Here is an 18,530-nt window from a genome sequence, read left to right on the forward strand (position 1 = left end):
GTTGATGCGCCGAATTCTTCCCTCCGTCATCCTGGGTCTGGGGCTGCTGCCCTCGGCTGTCTTGGCCGACCTGTCCTTCTGCAACCAGACCGCCGAAAAGGTCAGCGTCGCCGTCGCGCATGGCGGTGCGTCGGGCTGGGTGTCCGAAGGCTGGTGGGGGATCGAGCCCGGCGCCTGCACCAGCGTCATCGCGGCACCGCTGGAGCGCGATGCCTATTACTACCGCACCACCGCGGCGGGGCGGGACTGGCGGCATGAGGATCGGATGTTCTGCACCTCCGAAGATGTCTTCGAGATCGTCGGAGATACGGACTGCGCCGTTCGCGGCTACAAGGCCGAGCCGTTTGACGCCATAGACAAGGAGGAAGGCGCGACCAGCCTCACCATTGCCCTGACCGCCGCGCCGGACGTCGCAGCACCCAAGGAACCGGCGGTGACCGATTTGGCCTATGCCGAGGGCGTGTTTAATGCCGGCGGCGTGTTCCGCGGCTGTTCCGAGGTGAACGGGGCGCGTGTCTGCGAAGTGCTTGGCGACGGCACACGGTACGTCGCGTCCGAAGCAGGTCCTTCCGATCTCGACTTGATCGACGCGATGGACGAGGTGGTGATCGGCACCAGCATGCAGATCACTGGCCTGCTGCTCGGGCGCGCGGGCGACCGCGCGGAGATCGAGCTGCAAGGCTTCATTGCGAATACAGCGACGCCAGTGGTTGACGAGGGCCCGGGCACCTTTGGTGAGCCGTTCACCCTCGTCGCGCGGTTCGATGGCTGCGATGGTCTGGGCGCCGAGACAGTCTGCACCTTCACCGCCGACGCCCGCCGCTACATCGTTCCGGCCAGCGGCCCGACCACGCCCAAGGTGATCGACGCCATGCTGCTGCTTGCTCCGGGCGCTGCACTGCAGATCTCCGGCGATATCATCGTGCTGACCGACCTCTCGGCCGAGGTCATGCTGCGCGTGATCGCAACCGCGCCCGAACCGGTGCCGGCGACATCAACCATGGCCGGTCTGATGGAACACCTGCAAGGCCAGTGGGCCTCGGACACGGACGACGGCTATGCGTGGATCATCGACGGCGAGGACCTGGAGGTGCTTCGGGGCGGTGAGGTTAGCGCACGTTACGTCTTCGAACTGCACGACGATTGCACAGGCTCCGACGGGCTCGGTCCCGTGATCCTCGCCTATCCGGACGTCGAGACCGCGGGTGGCCCGGTCTGCTTCCTCGTCTCCGGAACCGGGCAACGTCACCTGGCCGTCACTGACGTGATCAAGGATGTCACCTATACCTTCACCGACCCGGACTGAGCCCATGCAAGGCCGCGCGCCCGCGAAGCCCGACGGCCTGGCCGCCTATGTGGCGGTGACAGCGGCCTATTGGGCCTTCATGCTGACGGACGGGGCGCTCCGGATGCTTGTGCTGCTGCACTTTCACACGCTGGGCTTTTCGCCGGTGCAATTGGCCTACCTGTTCGTGCTCTACGAAATCGCGGGGGTTGTGACCAACCTGTCGGCCGGCTGGATCGCGGCGCGGTTCGGCCTGACTTCGACGCTCTATGCGGGGCTTGGGTTGCAGGTGGTGGCGCTTTTGGTATTGGCGCGGCTCGATCCCGGCTGGGCGGTGGCGGCGTCGGTGACCTATGTGATGCTGGTGCAGGGCGCCTCGGGTGTCGCCAAGGATCTGGCCAAGATGTCATCGAAATCGGCGGTCAAGCTGCTCGCCCCCGCGGCGGGCGGTGGGCTGTTCCGTTGGGTGGCCCTTTTGACCGGGTCGAAAAACGCGGTAAAGGGCTGCGGCTTCCTCTTGGGCGCTGCGGCGCTGGGGGTGATCGGATTCACTGCATCGGTGTTGTTCATGGCGGCGGTTCTGGCCGTGATCCTTCTGGCGGTAGCCCTGCGCATGCCATCCGGCCTTCCGGCGGGCCGCAAGGATGCGAAGTTCCGCGAAGTGTTGTCGAAGTACCGCAACATCAACTGGCTGAGCGCGGCACGAGTGTTCCTGTTCGGCGCCCGCGACGTCTGGTTCGTGGTGGGCATCCCGATCTATTTCTACGCGGTCTTGTCGGACGGCAGCGAAGCGGGCAACCGCGCGGCGTTCTTCATGATCGGCTGTTTCATGGCGGTCTGGACCATCCTCTATGGCGCGGTGCAGGCCTCGGCCCCGAAACTCCTGCGGGCGAGCGTTCAGTCTGTGTCCGAGATCGCGACGATGGCGCGTCACTGGGTGCTGGCGCTGGTTGTCGTGCCGGCGGCGCTGGCCGGGCTGGTTGCTTGGGCCGGCGCACCGTCGGCTTGGTTGACGGTGGCGCTGGTCGCCGGGCTGCTGGTATTCGGGGCGCTCTTCGCGGTCAACTCGGCGCTGCATTCCTACCTGATCCTCGCCTTCACCAGCGCCGCGCGTGTGACGATGGACGTGGGCTTCTACTACATGGCCAATGCGGCGGGGAGACTGCTCGGCACGGTGCTGTCGGGCCTGTCCTATCAGTTGGGCGGGGTTGCGCTCTGCCTGGCGACCGCTGCGGCGATGCTGGGACTGAGCTGGCTTTGTACGCGTCGTCTTGCAGCGGACAGCCAAGCCTTTGCTTCTCCCTCCACCCGGACATGATCCGGGACCCGACGGCAAACTCCGGGCCACAAAACTTGCAAGCGACAGCCGTAGCCTGACCAACAAAAAGCCCCGCCCGGACGCACCGGACGGGGCCGCTTGCTCATGCCCGTAGGCTTATCCCGCGATGTCGAAACGATCCGCGTTCATCACCTTGGTCCAGGCCGCCACGAAGTCACGCGCGAACTTCTCGGCGTTGTCGTCCTGCGCATAGAGCTCGCAATAGGCGCGCAGGATCGAGTTGGAGCCGAACACAAGGTCGAGCCGCGACGCGGTCCACTTCTCCTCGCCCGACGCGCGGTCGACGATCGCGTAGGAGCCGTCGTCCTTCTTCTCCCAGCGGTTCGACATGTCGGTCAGGTTGACGAAGAAGTCCTGCACCAGCGCGCCTGCGCGGTCGGTGAAGACACCGTGCTTGGACCCGCCGTGGTTGGTGCCCAGCATTCGCATGCCGCCCACCAGCACCGTCATCTCCGGCGCGGTCAGGCCCAGAAGCTGCGCGCGGTCGACCAGAAGCTCCTCGGGCGGCACGCCCAGATCTTCCTTCAGCCAGTTGCGGAAGCCATCTGCGAAGGGCTCGAGCGGATCGAAGCTTTCGGCATCGGTCATTTCTTCGCTGGCATCGCCCCGGCCCGGCGCGAAAGGCACGTCGACGCTCAGACCGGCCGCCTTGATCGCCTGCTCCACCCCGACATTACCGGCCAGCACGATGGTATCGGCCAGAGAGGCACCGGCATCTTTCGCCAGCGGCTCCAGCGTGTCCAGCACCTTGGCCAGCCGCTCCGGCTCGTTGCCGGCCCAGTCCTTCTGCGGCGCGAAGCGGATGCGCGCGCCATTGGCGCCGCCGCGCAGGTCCGAGCCGCGGAACGTGCGGGCGCTGTCCCAAGCGGTGGCGATGAGATCGGCACCGGACAATCCGCAGTCGGCGATCTTGGCTTTCAGCGCGTCGATGTCGTAACCGGTCGCGCCGGCGGGCACCGGGTCTTGCCAGATCAGGTCCTCGTCAGGCACGTCCGGTCCGATGTAGCGCACCTTCGGACCCATGTCGCGGTGCGTCAGCTTGAACCATGCGCGCGCGAAGGTGTCCTTGAAGTACTCCGGATCAGCCATGAACTTCTGGCAGATCTCGTTGTAGACCGGGTCGACCTTCATCGCCATGTCGGCATCGGTCATCACCGGCATGGTGCGCTTGGACGGATCGGAGGCGTCCGGCGGCATGTGCTCTTCCTTGATGTCCACCGGCTTCCACTGCTTGGCACCAGCGGGCGAGGTGGTCAGTTCCCACTCATAGCCGAACAGCATGTCGAAATAGCCCATGTCGAACTGGGTCGGGTTGGCGGTCCAGGCGCCCTCGATCCCCGAGGTGATGGCATTCGATGCTTTGCCGCCCTGGTTGGCGTTGGCCCAGCCGAAGCCCTGCGCCTCGACGCCCGCCGCCTCCGGGTCGGGCCCTAGGGTCGAGGCATCGCCATTGCCATGCGCCTTGCCGACCGAATGGCCACCGGCGGTCAGCGCCGCGGTTTCCTCATCGTTCATCGCCATCCGCTTGAAGGTTTCGCGCACGTGCTTGGCGGTGCGCGCCGGATCGGGGTTTCCGTTGACGCCCTCGGGGTTGACGTAGATCAGCCCCATCTGAACCGCGGCCACCGGCCCGTGCATGGTGCCGGGGTCCTCGAGATCGCCGTAGCGGCTGTCGGACGGCGCCAGCCATTCCTTTTCCTCGCCCCAGAACACGTCGTTTTCGGGGTGCCATATGTCTTCGCGGCCAAACGCAAACCCGAAGGTCTTCAAGCCCATCGACTCATAGGCCATGGTCCCCGCCAGCAGCATCAGGTCGGCCCAGGAAATCCGGTTGCCGTACTTCCGCTTGATCGGCCACAGCAGCCGGCGCGCCTTGTCGAGGCTGACGTTGTCGGGCCAGGAATTCAGCGGCGCAAAACGCTGGTTGCCGGTATTGCCGCCGCCGCGTCCGTCGGACAGGCGGTAGGATCCGGCCGAGTGCCACGCCATCCGCACCATCAGGCCGCCATAGTGGCCCCAGTCCGCCGGCCACCAGTCCTGACTGTCGGTCAGCAGCGCCTCGACGTCCTTCTTCAGCGCCTCAACGTCAAGCTTCTTCAGTTCTTCGCGGTAGTCGAAGTCCCGGCCCATCGGATCGACCTTGGCATCGTGCTGGTGCAGGATGTCGAGGTTCAGCGAATTGGGCCACCAGTCGCGCGCGCGTTGCCCGGCAGGGCTGGAACCGTGCATCACCGGGCATTTGCCGATATCGTTTCCGTCCATGTCTGCATCTCCCATGCTGGATATGTTGATCGTATTTTTTCCGTGCATGCAGAGGATCGTCGGGGCCACTGCGCGGGGCCGCCACCGAATCCTCCCTCATGTCCTGCGGCGACGCTAGCAAAGGAAATCCATAGAATAAAATTGTATTTGCGGATTGGCTTGATAGGATTTTATTATGGAAAACATCACCCTGAGACAGTTGCGTTATTTCGAAGCGCTGGCGCGCCACGGCCATTTCGGGCGTGCCGCCGCCGATTGCGCGGTATCGCAGCCGGCACTGTCGGTGCAGATCAAGGAACTGGAGGAAACGCTCGGCGCGGCGCTCTTTGAACGGGCCACGCGGCAGGCGCGGCTTACCGGTTTCGGCGAGGCCTTCGCCGTCCGGGCGCGCGGCATCCTGCGCGCGGTGGACGAATTGGGCGATCTGGCGCGGGCGGCGCAGGAACGGCTGATCGGGCGGCTCAGGATCGGGGTCATACCGACAGTCGCACCCTACCTGCTGCCACAGGTGATCGCCGGGCTGGGCCGGTCGTGGCCGGGCATCGACCTCGCGGTGCGCGAGACCCAGACCGAGAAGCTGATCCGCGAGTTGGGCGAGGGGCGGCTCGATGCCGCCATCGTGGCGCTGCCGATCTCGGAAGGTTGGCTGACCGAGGTGGCGCTCTTCGAAGAAGATTTCGTACTGGTGCGCCCGGCATCCCATGCTGGCCGGCCGGTGCCCGACCGCGACACCCTGCGCGAGATGAAGCTGCTTCTGCTGGAAGAGGGCCACTGCTTCCGTGATCAGGCGCTGTCGTTCTGCAACATCCGCTCGGGGCTGGCGCGCGACGGGCTGGACGGCTCATCGTTGTCGACGCTGGTGCAGATGGTAGGCGCAGGCATCGGCGTGACGCTGATCCCCGAGATGGCAGTGGCGATCGAAACCCGTTCGGCCGATGTCGCGGTGACGGCCTTTGCACCGCCGCGGCCCAATCGCGTGATCGGCATGGTCTGGCGCAAGACCACGCCGTTGGCCGGGCAATTGGCAGAGGTGGCCGAGGTGGTCCGCCGGGCCGGAACGCGGCCATCCGACGCAGTCCCGGCCCCCGAGCCGGGACCTTCCGTCAGGTGAGGTCCGGGGGCAGGCATCCCGCCGGACGCGCAGCCTTGACCCCGCCTCGCGCAAGGCTAGGCTGCGCCCCGAACCCCGGCGAAAGGACCCGCACATGACCCAGCGCCTGCATCTCGTTTTCGGAGGCGAGCTTGAAGACCCGTCCGGCACGACCTTCAAGAATGTCGACGACATCCATGTCGTTGGCATCTTCCCCGACTACCAGTCCGCCTACAACGCCTGGAAATCCGAGGCCCAGCGCACCGTGGACAACGCCCACATGCGCTATTTTATCAGCCACCTGCACCGCATGCTGGATGAAGAGGCCGAGACCTCCGCGACCCAAGAGATCGACAGCTGACTGACCTGCCGCGACCTCTTTCGATACAGGCCCACATGACCTGGGCCCGGCGTCTGCCACGATCTGCGCCGGAGCTTCAGCCGCGCCCTGACGGCATGATCGTCTGGGTCCATGCCACGCGCGAACACAGGGTCTCGGCAATCATGCAGCTGGCCGCGCGGCTGGTCAGCCAGCGCCGTGATGCCTTCGTGCTGGTGACGCTGGCACCCGGCGTGACCGGACCGAAGCGGGTGAAGAAGAACATCATCCTCGCGAAGGCGCCGGGCGCGCACCCCGAAGATGCCAGCGCATTTCTCGCCCACTGGCGGCCCGAGCTCTGCCTCTGGACCTGCGGCGACCTGATCCCCTCGGTGATCGTTACCGCGGCCGAGGCCGGACTGCCGCTCTACCTCGTCGACGCCAGCGAGACCGGCTTCGACGCCCGTCCGGTGCCGCTTCTGCCCGATCCGACGCAGGCGGTGCTGAACTATTTCACGGTCATCATGGCGTCCGACGCCAACGCCGCGCGGCGGCTGCGCAAGCTGGGGGTGGACGAAGCCGACCTGACCATCACCGGCCCCCTGCAAGAGGGCAGCGCCGCCATCGGCTGCAACAGGACCGACCTCGAGGACTTGCACGCGGCGATCGGGACCCGACCGGTCTGGCTAGCGGCCATGGTGCAGCCCGACGAACTGGCGACGATCCTGCGGGCACATCGCGCGGTGTCGCGCTGGGCGCACCGGCTTTTGCTGATCATCGTGCCCGACCGCCCGGAAATGGGGGACGGTATGGCCGAGCGCATGAGCCGGGGAGGCATGTCCTTTGTCCGCTGGTCCGACAGCGACTATCCCGACGACGTCACCGAGGTGCTTCTTGCCGATACCTATGGCGAGATGGGCCTGTGGTATCGGCTCTCGCCGGTCAGCTTCATGGCCTCTTCGCTCGTCGCGGGGCACGGCGGCTGTGACCCGTTCGAGCCGGCTGCCCTAGGCTCCGCCATCCTCTACGGCCCCAATATCGGCCGACACCTGCATGCCTATTCCCGGCTGGCCGAGGCCGGCGCGGCGCGGATCGTGCGCGACACCGACACCCTGACCACGGCCCTGAAGCAGCTGATCGCGCCGGACCGGGCGGCGGCCATGTCACTGGCGGCATGGGAAATCGTCTCGGAAGGGGCGCAGGTCACAGACCGGATCATGGACCTGATTCACGATACGCTCGACCTTGCCGAGGTCACCTGATGCGCGCGCCCTCCTTCTGGTACACGCCGCCCGACCGACCGGCACTGGCGGCCCGGCTGCTGGCACCGCTGGGCCGGCTGACCGCCCTGGCCACGGCACGACGGGTGGCGGAGGCCCCCGATTTGACCGCGCAGGTGCCGGTGATTTGTGTCGGCAATATCAACGCTGGCGGCACCGGCAAGACCCCGACCACCATGGACTTGCTGATGCGCCTGTCCGCGCGGGGCCGACGACCGTTCGTGCTGTCGCGTGGGCACGGTGGCCGGATGACGGGGCCGGTGACGGTCGACCCCAAGGTGCACGGGGCGCAGGACGTGGGCGATGAGCCGTTGCTCCTTGCGGCCTTCGCGCCGGTGGTGGTCGCGCGCAACCGTGCGGCGGGGGCGCGTCACGCCATCGCAGAGGGCGCCGACGTGCTGGTTATGGACGACGGGTTCCAGAACCCTGGCCTCGCCAAGGACCTGTCGCTGATCGTGGTCGATGCAGTGAAGGGGTTCGGCAACGGTCTCTGCATGCCCGCCGGTCCCCTGCGCGAGCCTGTGGCCGCCGGGTTGCACAGGGCCGACATGGTGCTGAGCATTGGCGGCGAGACCGCACAGGACAAGTTTGCGGCGGACTGGGGCCCGGCGCTGACGCTGCCCCATGTCACGGGCCACCTCGCGCCGTTGCAGACCGGGATGGACTGGAAAGGCCTTCCGGTGCTTGCCTTTGCGGGCATCGGACACCCCGAAAAGTTCTTCGCCACCCTGCGCGGGCTCGGGGCCGAACTGCGCCGGGGCGAAGCGCTCGAGGATCACCAGCCCCTGACGCAGGCGCTTCTCCTGCGTCTCGAAAAGGAAGCGGCGCTGCTCGGCGCGCAACTCGTCTGCACCGAGAAGGATGCGGTGCGCCTGCCGCCGGAGTTCCGCCAGAAGGTGCTGACGCTGCCGGTCAGGCTTGCGATCCCCGAAGATGCCGCGCTTGAGGCTGCTCTGGACCGCATCCTGTAGGCCGGTACCGGTGGTCAGTGGCTACAGCAACCCCTCCGCGCGGAAACTGAGCTCGCGGCTCTTGCCGATGATGATGTGGTCGTGCAGCGTCAGGCCCAGGGCCTGTGCGGCAACCTCGACCTGGTTGGTCATGTCGACATCCTCGCGGCTGGGAGTGGGGTCGCCCGACGGATGGTTGTGCACCAGGATCAGCGCCGAGGCATTCAGCTCCAACGCCCGTTTCACCACTTCGCGGGGGTAGACCGGGACATGATCGACGGTGCCGCGCGCCTGGGCCTCGTCGGCGATCAGGATGTTCTTGCGGTCGAGGAAGAGAACGCGGAACTGCTCGGTCTCGCGGTGGGCCATGGCGGCATGGCAATAGGCGATCAACTGCTCCCAGCTTGACACAACGGGCCGTTCGATCACCCGCGACCGGGCCAGCCGCTGGGCGGCGGCCTCGATCAGCTTCAACTCGCAGATCACCGCGTCACCGACCCCCCTGACCGCGGCCAGGCGAACGGCGGGCGCAGAAATCACCCGGTTAAAGTCGCCGAAGGTCTCAAGCAGCAGGCGTGCCAGCGGCTTCACGTCCTGTCGTGGAATGGCCCGGAACAAGACAAGCTCCAACATCTCATAATCCGGCAGGGCGTCCGGACCGCCGGCGAGGAACCTTTCGCGCAGCCGTTTGCGGTGGTCGCGGATATATGACGGCAAACGGCCGCCCGGGGGCACAACCGGCGTCTCCGCGGTCTCGTCGGTCTGAAACAGCGACATAGGCGCTTCGGAGAATGAAGACGTGCGGGCCATGTGGATAGCATGCCGGAGCTTGGTAAACCGATTCTTAACGGCGCAGATTGCGGCAAATCGGACCAATATGGTTTCCGTCGGAACCCTCAGCGCCGCAAACGCGTTTTACATCCCGTGGTCAACTCGTGAGGTTTACTATGTCCTACTGGCGTTTCTTTGCAATGATCGGTACATCCACCGTCGTGATGTTCGGCCTGATGTATCTGAACACCTACCTCTGGCCGCACGCGCTGTTCAGCGAAACCCGGGTCTACATGGCGATCCTTATGGGGGCGACCATGGCGGTCATCATGCTTGGCTTCATGCTCTCGATGTATGACAACAAAAAGGTCAATGCCGCGATCTTCGCCGGCAGCATCTTTGTCTTCGCCGGCATGCTCTATCTGGTGCGCAGCCAGGTGACGGTGGGCGACGTCAGCTTCATGCGTGCGATGATTCCGCACCACTCGATCGCGATCATGACATCCTCGCGTGCCGATATTTCGGATCCCCGGGTGCGCAAGCTGGCGGATGAAATCATCGCAGCCCAGAACAAGGAAATCGCCGAGATGAAATACCTGATCGCCGATCTTGAGGGTGAGACCACTGGCGAACCGATCCCGGAGCGGCAACCGGACGAGCCGGCCCCGGTGGCATCGGTCGACGCAGCGCTGTCTCAGGCCGAGGTCGCCAAGCTGGATGCCGCCGCGCTGACCGAGCCGGACATCGGCTCAGTGCTGGGCAATGCGTCCTGCCGGTTTACCCGAACCATGGAAAGTCCCGCGGTCCTGGCTATCGGCAACAATGGCGAGACGGGATTGATGAAGCTGAACGGCAAGCTGATCAAACTGTCCGCCGAAGGTGATGCCTTCACCGCCGAAGGTGTCTCGATGCGGGTGCGGCCCTTTGATGGGGTTCCAGACAATACCGCCGACCTGATCTTCGACCTCGAAGATGGGCACACAGTCGGCTATCGCGGCTTCTATCAGTGCGGGGACGCGTCATGATCGACGGCGCCGACGATGGAACCGCCCACCTGTTTCGAATGGAGATGACGGATCACACCTGTCCCTATGGGCTAAAGGCGAAGGATCTGCTGGAGCGCGAAGGCTTCGAGGTGATCGACCATCCGCTCACTTCGCGGGAAAAGACCGATGCCTTCAAGCGCACCCATAACGTCGAAACGACGCCGCAGATCTACATCGGTGATCGGCGGATCGGCGGCTACGAGGACCTGCGCAAGCATCTGGGCCATGACGTGTCGGCGGAGGACGCAACCAGCTATCAGCCGGTGATCGCGATCTTCTCGGTCGCCGCGCTGATGGCGCTGGGGCTGAGCTGGGCCTTCTACGACACGATCTTCACCCTGCGGGCCTTAGAATGGTTCCTCGCCATCTCCATGTGCTTTCTTGCCGTGCAGAAGTTGCAGGACGTCGAAAGCTTTTCGACCATGTTCCTCAACTACGACCTGCTGGCACAGCGCTGGGTGCGCTACGGCTATCTCTATCCCTTCGGCGAGGTGACCTCGGGCATTCTCATGGTGGCTGGCGCGCTGGTCTGGATCTCGGCGCCAATTGCGCTGTTCATCGGGACGGTCGGCGCGGTGTCAGTATTCAAAGCGGTCTACATCGACAAGCGCGAGCTGAAATGCGCCTGTGTGGGCGGATCGTCAAACGTGCCGCTGGGCTTCGTGTCGCTGACCGAGAACCTGATGATGATCTTCATGGGAATCTGGATGCCGCTGAGGGCTTTGGGCGCGTTCTGAACCGCTTATGCTCCCTTCTTCTGGCCGGGAAATATCCCGGGGGTCTGGGGGGCAGGGCCCCCCAGCCTGTCGGCACGCGAAAGCGTGACGAAATCAGCCTTTCATTGAGTCCCAGAAGCCCTTCACAGACGAAAAGAAGCTCTTGGATTCCGGGTTGTTGTCCTCGCTCAACGCCTCGAATTCGCGCAGCAGTTCCTTCTGCTTCGTGGTCAGGTTGACTGGGGTTTCCACCGCCAGTTCAATGAACATGTCCCCGGTGCCCGGCCCGCGCAGGGCCGGCATGCCTTTGCCGCGCAGACGCATCTGGCGCCCGGATTGCGAGCCCGCGGGGATCTTCACGCGGCTCCGTCCGCCGTCGATCGTCGGCACCTCGATGTCACCGCCAAGCGCAGCCTTCGACATCGACACCGGCACCCGGCAATGCAGGTCCGCGGCCTCGCGCTCGAAGATCTTGTGCGGCGTCACCTCGATGAAGATGTACAGATCGCCCGGAGGCCCGCCGCGCATCCCGGCCTCGCCCTCGCCGGCCAGGCGGATGCGGGTGCCGGTCTCGACGCCCTTGGGAATGTTGACCGACAGCGCGCGGTCCTTTTCGACACGACCGGCGCCGTGACAGGTCTTGCAGGGGTTCTTGATTGTCTGGCCGAGGCCGGAACAGGTGGGGCAGGTACGCTCCACCGTGAAGAAGCCCTGCTGCGCCCGCACCTTGCCCATGCCCGAACAGGTCGGGCAGGTGGTCGGCTCGGCGCCGCCCTCGGCACCGGAGCCGTTGCAGGCGCCGCATTGCACCGACGTGGGCACGGTGATCGTCTTTTGCAGGCCCGCGAAAGCCTCTTCCAGCGTCACCCGCAGGTTATAGCGCAGGTCGGCACCGCGCGCCGCACGGCGTCCGCCGCCGCCGCCCCGCTGGCCGCCCATGAAATCGCCGAAGAGATCGTCGAACACGTCCGAGAACGCGCTGGCGAAATCGCCCTGCTGACCGGGGTGGAAGCCGCCGCCGCCGGGGCGCCCGCCGCCACCGCCGCCCATGCCGCCCTCAAAGGCCGCGTGTCCGAAACGGTCGTAGGCCGCCTTCTTGTCGGCGTCCTTCAGGACCTCGTATGCTTCACCCGCCTCCTTGAACTCGCCCTCCGCTTTGGGATTGTCGGCATTGCGGTCGGGGTGCAGTTCCTTGGCCTTCTTGCGATAGGCCTTCTTGATCTCGTCGGCGGAGGCGTTCCGGGACACCCCCAGAACATCGTAGTAATCACGTTTGGACATCAGTCCATCCTCCTAATCGCGGAACGTGGCGAGGCCGGCCCGGTGTCCGGACCGGCCCCCACAGTGGTTCCGACGCACTGCAATCACGGGTGATCAGGCGCGCTTGTCGTCATCAAGGTCTTCGAAGTCGGCGTCGACGATGCTGTCATCGTCGTTCGCCGGGCCATCGGCCTCGGCCGGGGCGTCTTCGCCCGCCTCTTCCTGGGACGACTTGTAGATCGCCTCGCCCAGCTTCATCGAAGCTTCCATGACGTTCTGGATGCCGGACTTGATCTTGTCGGCGTTCTCGTTTTCCAGTTCGTCGCGCAGCGCGGCCACGGCCAGCTCGATCGCCTCGACGGTGGTCGGGTCGACCTTGTCGCCATGCTCCTCGAGCGATTTCTCGGTCGAGTGGATGAGGCTTTCGGCCTGGTTTTTGGCTTCCACCAGTTCCTTGCGGGACTTGTCGGCCTCGGCGTTTTCCTCGGCCTCCTTGACCATCTTCTCGATGTCCTCGTCCGACAGGCCACCGGATGCCTGGATGGTGATCTTCTGCTCCTTGCCAGTGCCCTTGTCCTTGGCCTGGACCGAAACGATGCCGTTGGCGTCGATGTCGAAGGTCACCTCGATCTGCGGCATGCCGCGCGGTGCCGGCGGGATGTTCTCGAGGTTGAACTGACCGAGCATCTTGTTGTCGGCCGCCATCTCGCGCTCACCCTGGAAGACCCGGATGGTCACCGCGTTCTGGTTGTCTTCCGCGGTCGAAAAGATCTGCGACTTCTTGGTCGGGATCGTGGTGTTGCGGTCGATCAGGCGGGTGAAGACACCGCCCAGGGTTTCGATACCCAGCGACAGCGGGGTCACGTCGAGCAGCACCACGTCCTTGACGTCACCTTGCAGAACACCGGCCTGAATGGCGGCGCCCATGGCGACGACTTCGTCCGGGTTCACACCCTTGTGCGGCTCTTTCCCGAAGAACTTGGTCACCTCTTCGATGACCTTCGGCATCCGGGTCATACCACCGACAAGGACGACCTCGTCGATGTCCGACGCGGACAGACCGGCATCCTTCAGCGCCGCCTTGCAGGGCGCCATCGACTTCTTGATCAGGTCGCCCACAAGGCTTTCCAGCTTGGCGCGGGTCAGTTTCATGACCATGTGCAGCGGCTGGCCGCCGTTCGGATCCATCGAGATGAACGGCTGGTTGATCTCGGTCTGCGACGAGGACGACAGCTCGATCTTGGCTTTCTCAGCGGCCTCTTTCAGGCGCTGCAGCGCCATCTTGTCCTTGGTCAGGTCGACGCCGTGCTCTTTCTTGAACTCGTCGGCCAGGTACTGGACGATCCGCATGTCGAAGTCTTCACCGCCGAGGAAAGTGTCGCCGTTGGTGGACTTCACTTCGAACAGGCCATCGTCGATCTCGAGGATGGTGATGTCGAAAGTACCGCCGCCGAGGTCATAGACCGCGATGGTGTGGGTCTCTTCCTTGTCCAGACCATAGGCCAGCGCAGCGGCCGTCGGCTCGTTGATGATGCGCAGCACTTCGAGACCGGCGATCTTGCCGGCATCCTTGGTGGCCTGACGCTGGGCGTCGTTGAAGTACGCGGGCACGGTGATGACCGCCTGCGTGACGTCTTCGCCGAGATAGGACTCGGCGGTTTCCTTCATCTTGCCGAGGATGAACGCGGAGATTTGGCTCGGCGAATACTTCTCGCCCTTTGCCTCGACCCATGCGTCGCCATTGCCGCCGTCGACAATCTTGTACGGCACGATCTTCTGGTCCTTGGTGACCGCTTCGTCGCCGACGCGACGGCCGATCAGGCGCTTGACCGCAAAGATGGTGGCTTCGGGGTTGGTGACCGCCTGGCGCTTGGCCGGCTGGCCGACGAGACGTTCGTTGTCGGTGAAGGCGACGATCGACGGAGTGGTCCGCGCACCTTCGGAGTTTTCGATGACCCTGGCCTGGCTGCCGTCCATGATGGCGACACAGCTGTTGGTGGTGCCGAGGTCAATACCGATGACTTTACCCATTTTTTCGATCCCTCTTTTCTTCAAGGCGATGACACGAGGCGGAACCCATGGCGGCATCCCGTCCCCGAACTGGTTGTACGGAAGGGCCGGAAAGGCCCGTTCCGCGCTTCGGCAGGTATATAAGGACGGGGTTTCGGGGCTGCAAGCGGTGCAGGTTGCGCTATGTCGCAAATCCGTGATGATTTCTTTCGGTTTCAGGAAGGAGACGGCCGATGGCGCCTTTGACGGTCCGCGGGGTGCAGGTGTTCAAGGACTACCTGTCGCAGGAACAACAGGTTGAATTGCTTGGGGCAATCCGGGCTGTGGCGAAGGCTGCGCCGTTCTATCGCCCGGTAACGCCGGGCGGTCGGCAGATGTCGGTCCGGATGACCGCGGCGGGCGATTTCGGCTGGGTGACGGATCGCTCGGGCTATCGCTACGAGCCGCGCCACCCCGACGGGATGGACTGGCCGCCGATTCCTGATCCGGTGATGCGCATCTGGCACGACGTGGCACCGGATGCGCGGGCACCGGAGTGCTGCCTGGTAAACTACTATGGCGAAGGCGCGCGGATGGGCCTTCACCAAGACCGGGACGAGGCGGATTTCTCGCAGCCCGTGGTGTCGGTCTCACTTGGCGATGACGGGTTGTTCCGCATCGGCAATGTCGAGAAGGGCGGCAGGACGAAATCCGTCTGGCTGACCTCGGGCGACGTGGTGGTGCTTGGCGGCGCGGCGCGGCTGGTGCATCACGGGGTGGACCGAATCCGCTTCGGCTCGTCCTCGCTGTTGCCGGACCATGGCCGGATCAACCTGACGCTGCGGGTGGTGACCGGCGATGGGTGAACCTGCCCGCCCCGCGCAGATTAAATCCAACGCAGAATGGGTCGTTCCGAAGCCGCACGCTGCGGGTTGCCCCATTTCTGCTCAGCGCTTTGCCTGACGCCGCTTCCGGCTGACCTTGGCGTCCTTCTTCTTTGACCGCGCCAGCTTGCGCTTGGCAGGCCCGCCCTTGCCGCGCCGCCCGCGCGGACCGGTACCATTGCCGCGCGGCGGTGTCTCGCCGTCGATCTCCAGCAGTTCCAGCGCGATGCCTCCGGTCACAGGTGCCGCTTCGGTCAATCGCACCGTGACCCGCTGGCCGATGGTGATCGTCAGGCCCGTGTCCGATCCCATGAGCGTCGCGTTGTCGCGATCGAAGTGAAAGTACTCCCGCCCGAGGTTGCGCATCGGGATCAGCCCGTCGGCGCCGGTCTCGTCAAGCTTCACGAAGGCTCCGAACCGCGCGATGCCAGAAATGCGCCCGGTAAATTCGTTGCCGACCCGTTCCGACAGATAGGCCGCGAGGTAGCGGTCGGTGGTGTCGCGCTCCGCGATCATCGACCGGCGCTCGGTGTCCGAGATATGCGCGGCGGTCGGCTCGAGCTTGTCGATATCCTCGGGCGAAAGACCATCCTTGCCCCAGCCATGCGCCGCGATCAGCCCGCGGTGCACGATCAGGTCGGAATAGCGGCGAATGGGCGAGGTGAAGTGCGCGTAGTTCTGCAGCGCCAGCCCGAAATGGCCGAAGTTTTTCGGGCTGTAGTAAGCCTGCGTCATGCTGCGCAGGGTGGCGAGGTTGATGAGCTCGCTCTCCTCCGTCCCCGCCGCATCGTGCAGCAGCTTGTTGAGATGCGCTGTCTTCAGCACCTGTCCCTTGGCCAGCGTCAGCCCGGCGGCATCGGCGGTATCGCGCAGGCTTTCAAGCTTGTCCTGTGGTGGCTCCTCGTGGACGCGGAACAGCAGCGGCGTCTTCTTGGCGACTAGGGTCTCGGCGGCGGCGACATTGGCGAGGATCATGAACTCCTCGATCAGCTTGTGGGCGTCCAGACGGTCCCTGAAGTTGACCGATTGCACCTTGCCATCTTCGCTGAGCTCGATGCGCCGTTCCGGCAGGTCGAGGTCTAGCGGCTGGCGCGCCGCCCTCGCCTTTTTCAATGCCTCATAGGCGGCGTAGAGCGGTCGGATCACGTCGTCCATCAAGGGCGCGACCTTGTCGTTCGCCGCGCCGTCCATGCCCGCTTGCACCTCCTGATAGTTCAGCGATGCCGGCGAGCGCATGAGCCCGCGCACGAAGCGGTGCGACAGCTTTTCGCCCGCCGCGTTGATCTGCATCCTGACGGCAATGCAGGCGCGCGGCACGCCCTCATGCAACGAACAAAGGTCGCCTGACAGCCGATCCGGCAGCATCGGAACCACGCGGTCGGGGAAATAGCTTGAATTGCCGCGCTTGCGGGCCTCGCGGTCCAGCGCCGAACCGGGGCGGACGTAATGCGCCACGTCGGCGATAGCGACCCAGATGACATGGCCGCTGGCGTTCTTTGGATCGTCGTCGGGATGGGCATAGCAGGCGTCATCGTGATCGCGCGCATCCGACGGGTCGATGGTGATGAGCGGCAGGTCGCGCAGGTCCTCACGTCCCTTCAGCCCGGCAGGCTTCATCGCGTCGGCCTCGGCAATCACCTCATCGGGGAAATCATCGGGAATACCATGCTGATGAATGGCAATCAGCGACACCGCCTTCGGTGCCGAGGGATCGCCGAGACGCTCGGTGATGCGGGCGCGCGGCAGGCCCATGCGGGACTTGGGTCCGGCCAGCTCGGCCTCGACCAACTCGCCGTCCTTCGCTCCGTGCACGTCCCCCGCGCCGACCTGCCATTCCTTGTCGGCCCCCTTGTCGACCGGCTTGATACGCCCACCCTCGGCACGTTTGGAAAAGATGCCGAGGATCTTGTGCGGGTTGGTGCCGATGCGGCGGATGAGCCGTGCCTCGTAATTGTGATCTTCTTCGTGGACCACCTGAAGGCGCGCAAGTATGCGGTCGCCCTCGCCAAGCGCCGGATCCGAGGCGCGCGGCACCACCAGCACGATCGGCTCCACGCCCTCGCCGTGCCATTCCAGCGGCTTTGCGAAAAGGTCGCCGTCCGGCGTCGGTTCCTTGACCTGCAACACCGAGACCGGCGGCAGGCGATCGGGGTCGCGATACGTTTTCTTCCGCTTCTCGAGGTGGCCCTCTTCCTCAAGCTCCTTCAACAGACGCTTGAGGTCGATCCGGGCGGCGCCCTTGATGCCGAAGGCCTTGGCGATGTCGCGCTTGGCGGTCAGCGTGGGATTGGCGGCGATCCAGTCGAGGATCTCGGGTTTGGTTGGAAGCTTGCTCATGTCGGCACGGGTATCACGGGCGTTGGGCGGCGTCACTTGTCAAACCGTTTCGCAAGGTCCTCGGCATCGCCTTTCGCGGCGAGGTGGACTTCGCGCAGGAAGCGCATGGTGGGTTTGGTGGCAAACAGGACCGAGCCCAGCAGGAACATCCAGGTTCCGGGCGTCTGCCAGGCCTCGAAGAAGAACATCACCGAGCCGATGATGAAACTGGTCGCGGCGGCGAAATCGACGGCGGTATAGGCAAGCTCGAAGGCGGCCTGCATGCGGCGGGTCTCGGGATAGCGCTTGGCGTCGTCTGTGTCGGTCATGGCGGGCGTCCTGCTGGCGTTGGTGCCAAGTCTAGGGCGCGGCGGCTTCGGGTCCAGTCAGGCGCGGTGTCGGTCCAGATCGGCGGCGGTGTCGACGTCGGCCAGCGTGTCGGTCAGCGCAATGCGTCTGCCGGGCAGGGTCGCGATGCTGTCGGCCAGCGCATGTTCGGTGGACCATCGGACGTTGCGCAGAAATCCGGCGGGCGGCGCGTGGCGCAGACCGATCATCCAGTAACCGCCATCGAGGGCAGGGCCGAAGGCGGCGTCGTTGTGGCCCAGCGCCTTGAAGCCGCGGGCGATGTGGCTAGGCGTGATGCCGGGGATGTCGCCGCCGACGATGATCGCCGGGCCGGGCGGCAGACTGCGGAAGACCCGCGCCATGCGGTCGCCGAGGTCGCCGGAGCCTTGTGGAAGGCGGGGAAGGTGCGCCGGCCAGACGTGGCTTCGCAGGCCTTCACGGTCGGGCGAAACCGCGAGGATCAAATGCCAGCGCGGATCATCGAGATGGCGCAGCAGGCGGGCGGTCTGGTGGCGGAACCACCAAGCGGCCTCGGTCATGCCGATGTCGCGGCCCAGGCGGGTTTTCACCCGACCGGGCCGGGGTTCTTTCAGCATGACAACGAGGGTTTGGATGGTGCGCACAGGCTAGTTTACCGTGCAACCGGCGCGCCCGCGCCGAGACGTGCGTCGCGGC

The 18,530-nt window shown here is 65.1% G+C and carries 16 protein-coding genes; 9 read left to right on the plus strand and 7 right to left on the minus strand.

The features are described 5' to 3' along the window. Positions 1–4: 4 nt before the first annotated feature. Both AC04PT_RS08100 and arsJ read left to right on the plus strand, forming a co-directional pair. Positions 5–1,306 carry a DUF1036 domain-containing protein gene (locus AC04PT_RS08100; protein WP_482873145.1) on the plus strand — a complete coding sequence of 434 codons (1,302 nt, stop codon included), beginning with the start codon at positions 5–7 and terminating at the stop codon, positions 1,304–1,306. Between the two features lie 4 nt (positions 1,307–1,310). Beyond that, complete coding sequence (gene arsJ, locus AC04PT_RS08105; protein ID WP_482873146.1) at positions 1,311–2,603, plus strand: organoarsenical effux MFS transporter ArsJ; 1,293 nt, start codon at positions 1,311–1,313, stop codon at positions 2,601–2,603. A 117-nt stretch (positions 2,604–2,720) separates the two neighbouring features. Here arsJ and katG read toward each other — a convergent pair whose 3' ends face one another. Further along, a complete protein-coding gene (gene katG / locus AC04PT_RS08110) occupies positions 2,721–4,886 on the minus strand; it encodes a catalase/peroxidase HPI (protein ID WP_482873147.1) in 2,166 nt (721 codons plus the stop codon). A 175-nt stretch (positions 4,887–5,061) separates the two neighbouring features. Between katG and AC04PT_RS08115 the strand changes: the two genes are divergently transcribed. From AC04PT_RS08115 to lpxK, 4 genes are all read left to right on the plus strand, one after another. Continuing rightward, a complete protein-coding gene (locus tag AC04PT_RS08115) occupies positions 5,062–5,997 on the plus strand; it encodes a hydrogen peroxide-inducible genes activator (RefSeq protein ID WP_482873148.1) in 936 nt (311 codons plus the stop codon). A gap of 94 nt (positions 5,998–6,091) precedes the next feature. After that, positions 6,092–6,337, plus strand: coding sequence for a DUF4170 domain-containing protein (locus tag AC04PT_RS08120; protein WP_482873149.1), 246 nt, complete (start codon positions 6,092–6,094; stop codon positions 6,335–6,337). Positions 6,338–6,372: 35 nt separating this feature from the next. Further along, complete coding sequence (locus AC04PT_RS08125) at positions 6,373–7,557, plus strand: 3-deoxy-D-manno-octulosonic acid transferase (protein ID WP_482873150.1); 1,185 nt, start codon at positions 6,373–6,375, stop codon at positions 7,555–7,557. Further along, positions 7,557–8,546: a tetraacyldisaccharide 4'-kinase gene (lpxK, locus tag AC04PT_RS08130; protein WP_482873151.1), complete on the plus strand. Its 990-nt coding sequence runs from the start codon at positions 7,557–7,559 to the stop codon at positions 8,544–8,546. Before AC04PT_RS08125 ends, lpxK begins: the two co-directional genes overlap by 1 nt. Before the next feature lie 21 nt (positions 8,547–8,567). Here the strand turns inward: lpxK and radC are convergent, their stop codons facing one another. Beyond that, the gene (radC, locus tag AC04PT_RS08135) at positions 8,568–9,335 is read right to left on the minus strand and encodes a RadC family protein (protein ID WP_482873152.1); all 768 of its coding nucleotides are present in this window, start codon (positions 9,333–9,335) and stop codon (positions 8,568–8,570) included. Between the two features lie 161 nt (positions 9,336–9,496). Here radC and AC04PT_RS08140 point away from each other — a divergent pair, with 161 nt between their 5' ends. Both AC04PT_RS08140 and AC04PT_RS08145 read left to right on the plus strand, forming a co-directional pair. Continuing rightward, positions 9,497–10,321 (plus strand): DUF305 domain-containing protein, encoded by an 825-nt coding sequence (locus AC04PT_RS08140; RefSeq protein WP_482873153.1) that lies wholly within the window; start codon positions 9,497–9,499, stop codon positions 10,319–10,321. After that, positions 10,318–11,079, plus strand: a complete 762-nt coding sequence (locus AC04PT_RS08145) for a MauE/DoxX family redox-associated membrane protein (protein WP_482873154.1) — start codon at positions 10,318–10,320, stop codon at positions 11,077–11,079. The genes AC04PT_RS08140 and AC04PT_RS08145 overlap by 4 nt, the downstream gene beginning before the upstream one ends. Positions 11,080–11,172: 93 nt before the next feature. On the opposite strand, the gene dnaJ is transcribed toward AC04PT_RS08145, so the two are convergent. Together dnaJ and dnaK are read right to left on the minus strand one after the other, a co-directional pair. Continuing rightward, a complete protein-coding gene (gene dnaJ, locus AC04PT_RS08150) occupies positions 11,173–12,339 on the minus strand; it encodes a molecular chaperone DnaJ (RefSeq protein ID WP_482873155.1) in 1,167 nt (388 codons plus the stop codon). Positions 12,340–12,432: 93 nt separating this feature from the next. After that, positions 12,433–14,349, minus strand: a complete 1,917-nt coding sequence (dnaK, locus tag AC04PT_RS08155) for a molecular chaperone DnaK (protein ID WP_482873156.1) — start codon at positions 14,347–14,349, stop codon at positions 12,433–12,435. Between the two features lie 212 nt (positions 14,350–14,561). Between dnaK and AC04PT_RS08160 the strand changes: the two genes are divergently transcribed. After that, on the plus strand, positions 14,562–15,173 hold the full coding sequence (locus AC04PT_RS08160; protein ID WP_482873157.1) for an alpha-ketoglutarate-dependent dioxygenase AlkB family protein: 612 nt from the start codon (positions 14,562–14,564) through the stop codon (positions 15,171–15,173). Between the two features lie 81 nt (positions 15,174–15,254). On the opposite strand, the gene rnr is transcribed toward AC04PT_RS08160, so the two are convergent. The 3 genes from rnr to AC04PT_RS08175 are packed head-to-tail and all read right to left on the minus strand — an operon-like array spanning position 15,255 to position 18,451. After that, positions 15,255–17,528, minus strand: coding sequence for a ribonuclease R (gene rnr / locus AC04PT_RS08165; RefSeq protein WP_482873158.1), 2,274 nt, complete (start codon positions 17,526–17,528; stop codon positions 15,255–15,257). A gap of 32 nt (positions 17,529–17,560) precedes the next feature. Beyond that, the gene (locus tag AC04PT_RS08170) at positions 17,561–17,836 is read right to left on the minus strand and encodes a YrhK family protein (RefSeq protein ID WP_482873159.1); all 276 of its coding nucleotides are present in this window, start codon (positions 17,834–17,836) and stop codon (positions 17,561–17,563) included. Between the two features lie 57 nt (positions 17,837–17,893). Next, the gene (locus AC04PT_RS08175; protein WP_482873160.1) at positions 17,894–18,451 is read right to left on the minus strand and encodes a TIGR04282 family arsenosugar biosynthesis glycosyltransferase; all 558 of its coding nucleotides are present in this window, start codon (positions 18,449–18,451) and stop codon (positions 17,894–17,896) included. Between the last annotated feature and the right edge of the window lie 79 nt (positions 18,452–18,530).

The sequence above is a fragment of the Litorisediminivivens sp. KMU-197 genome, from assembly GCF_056858395.1.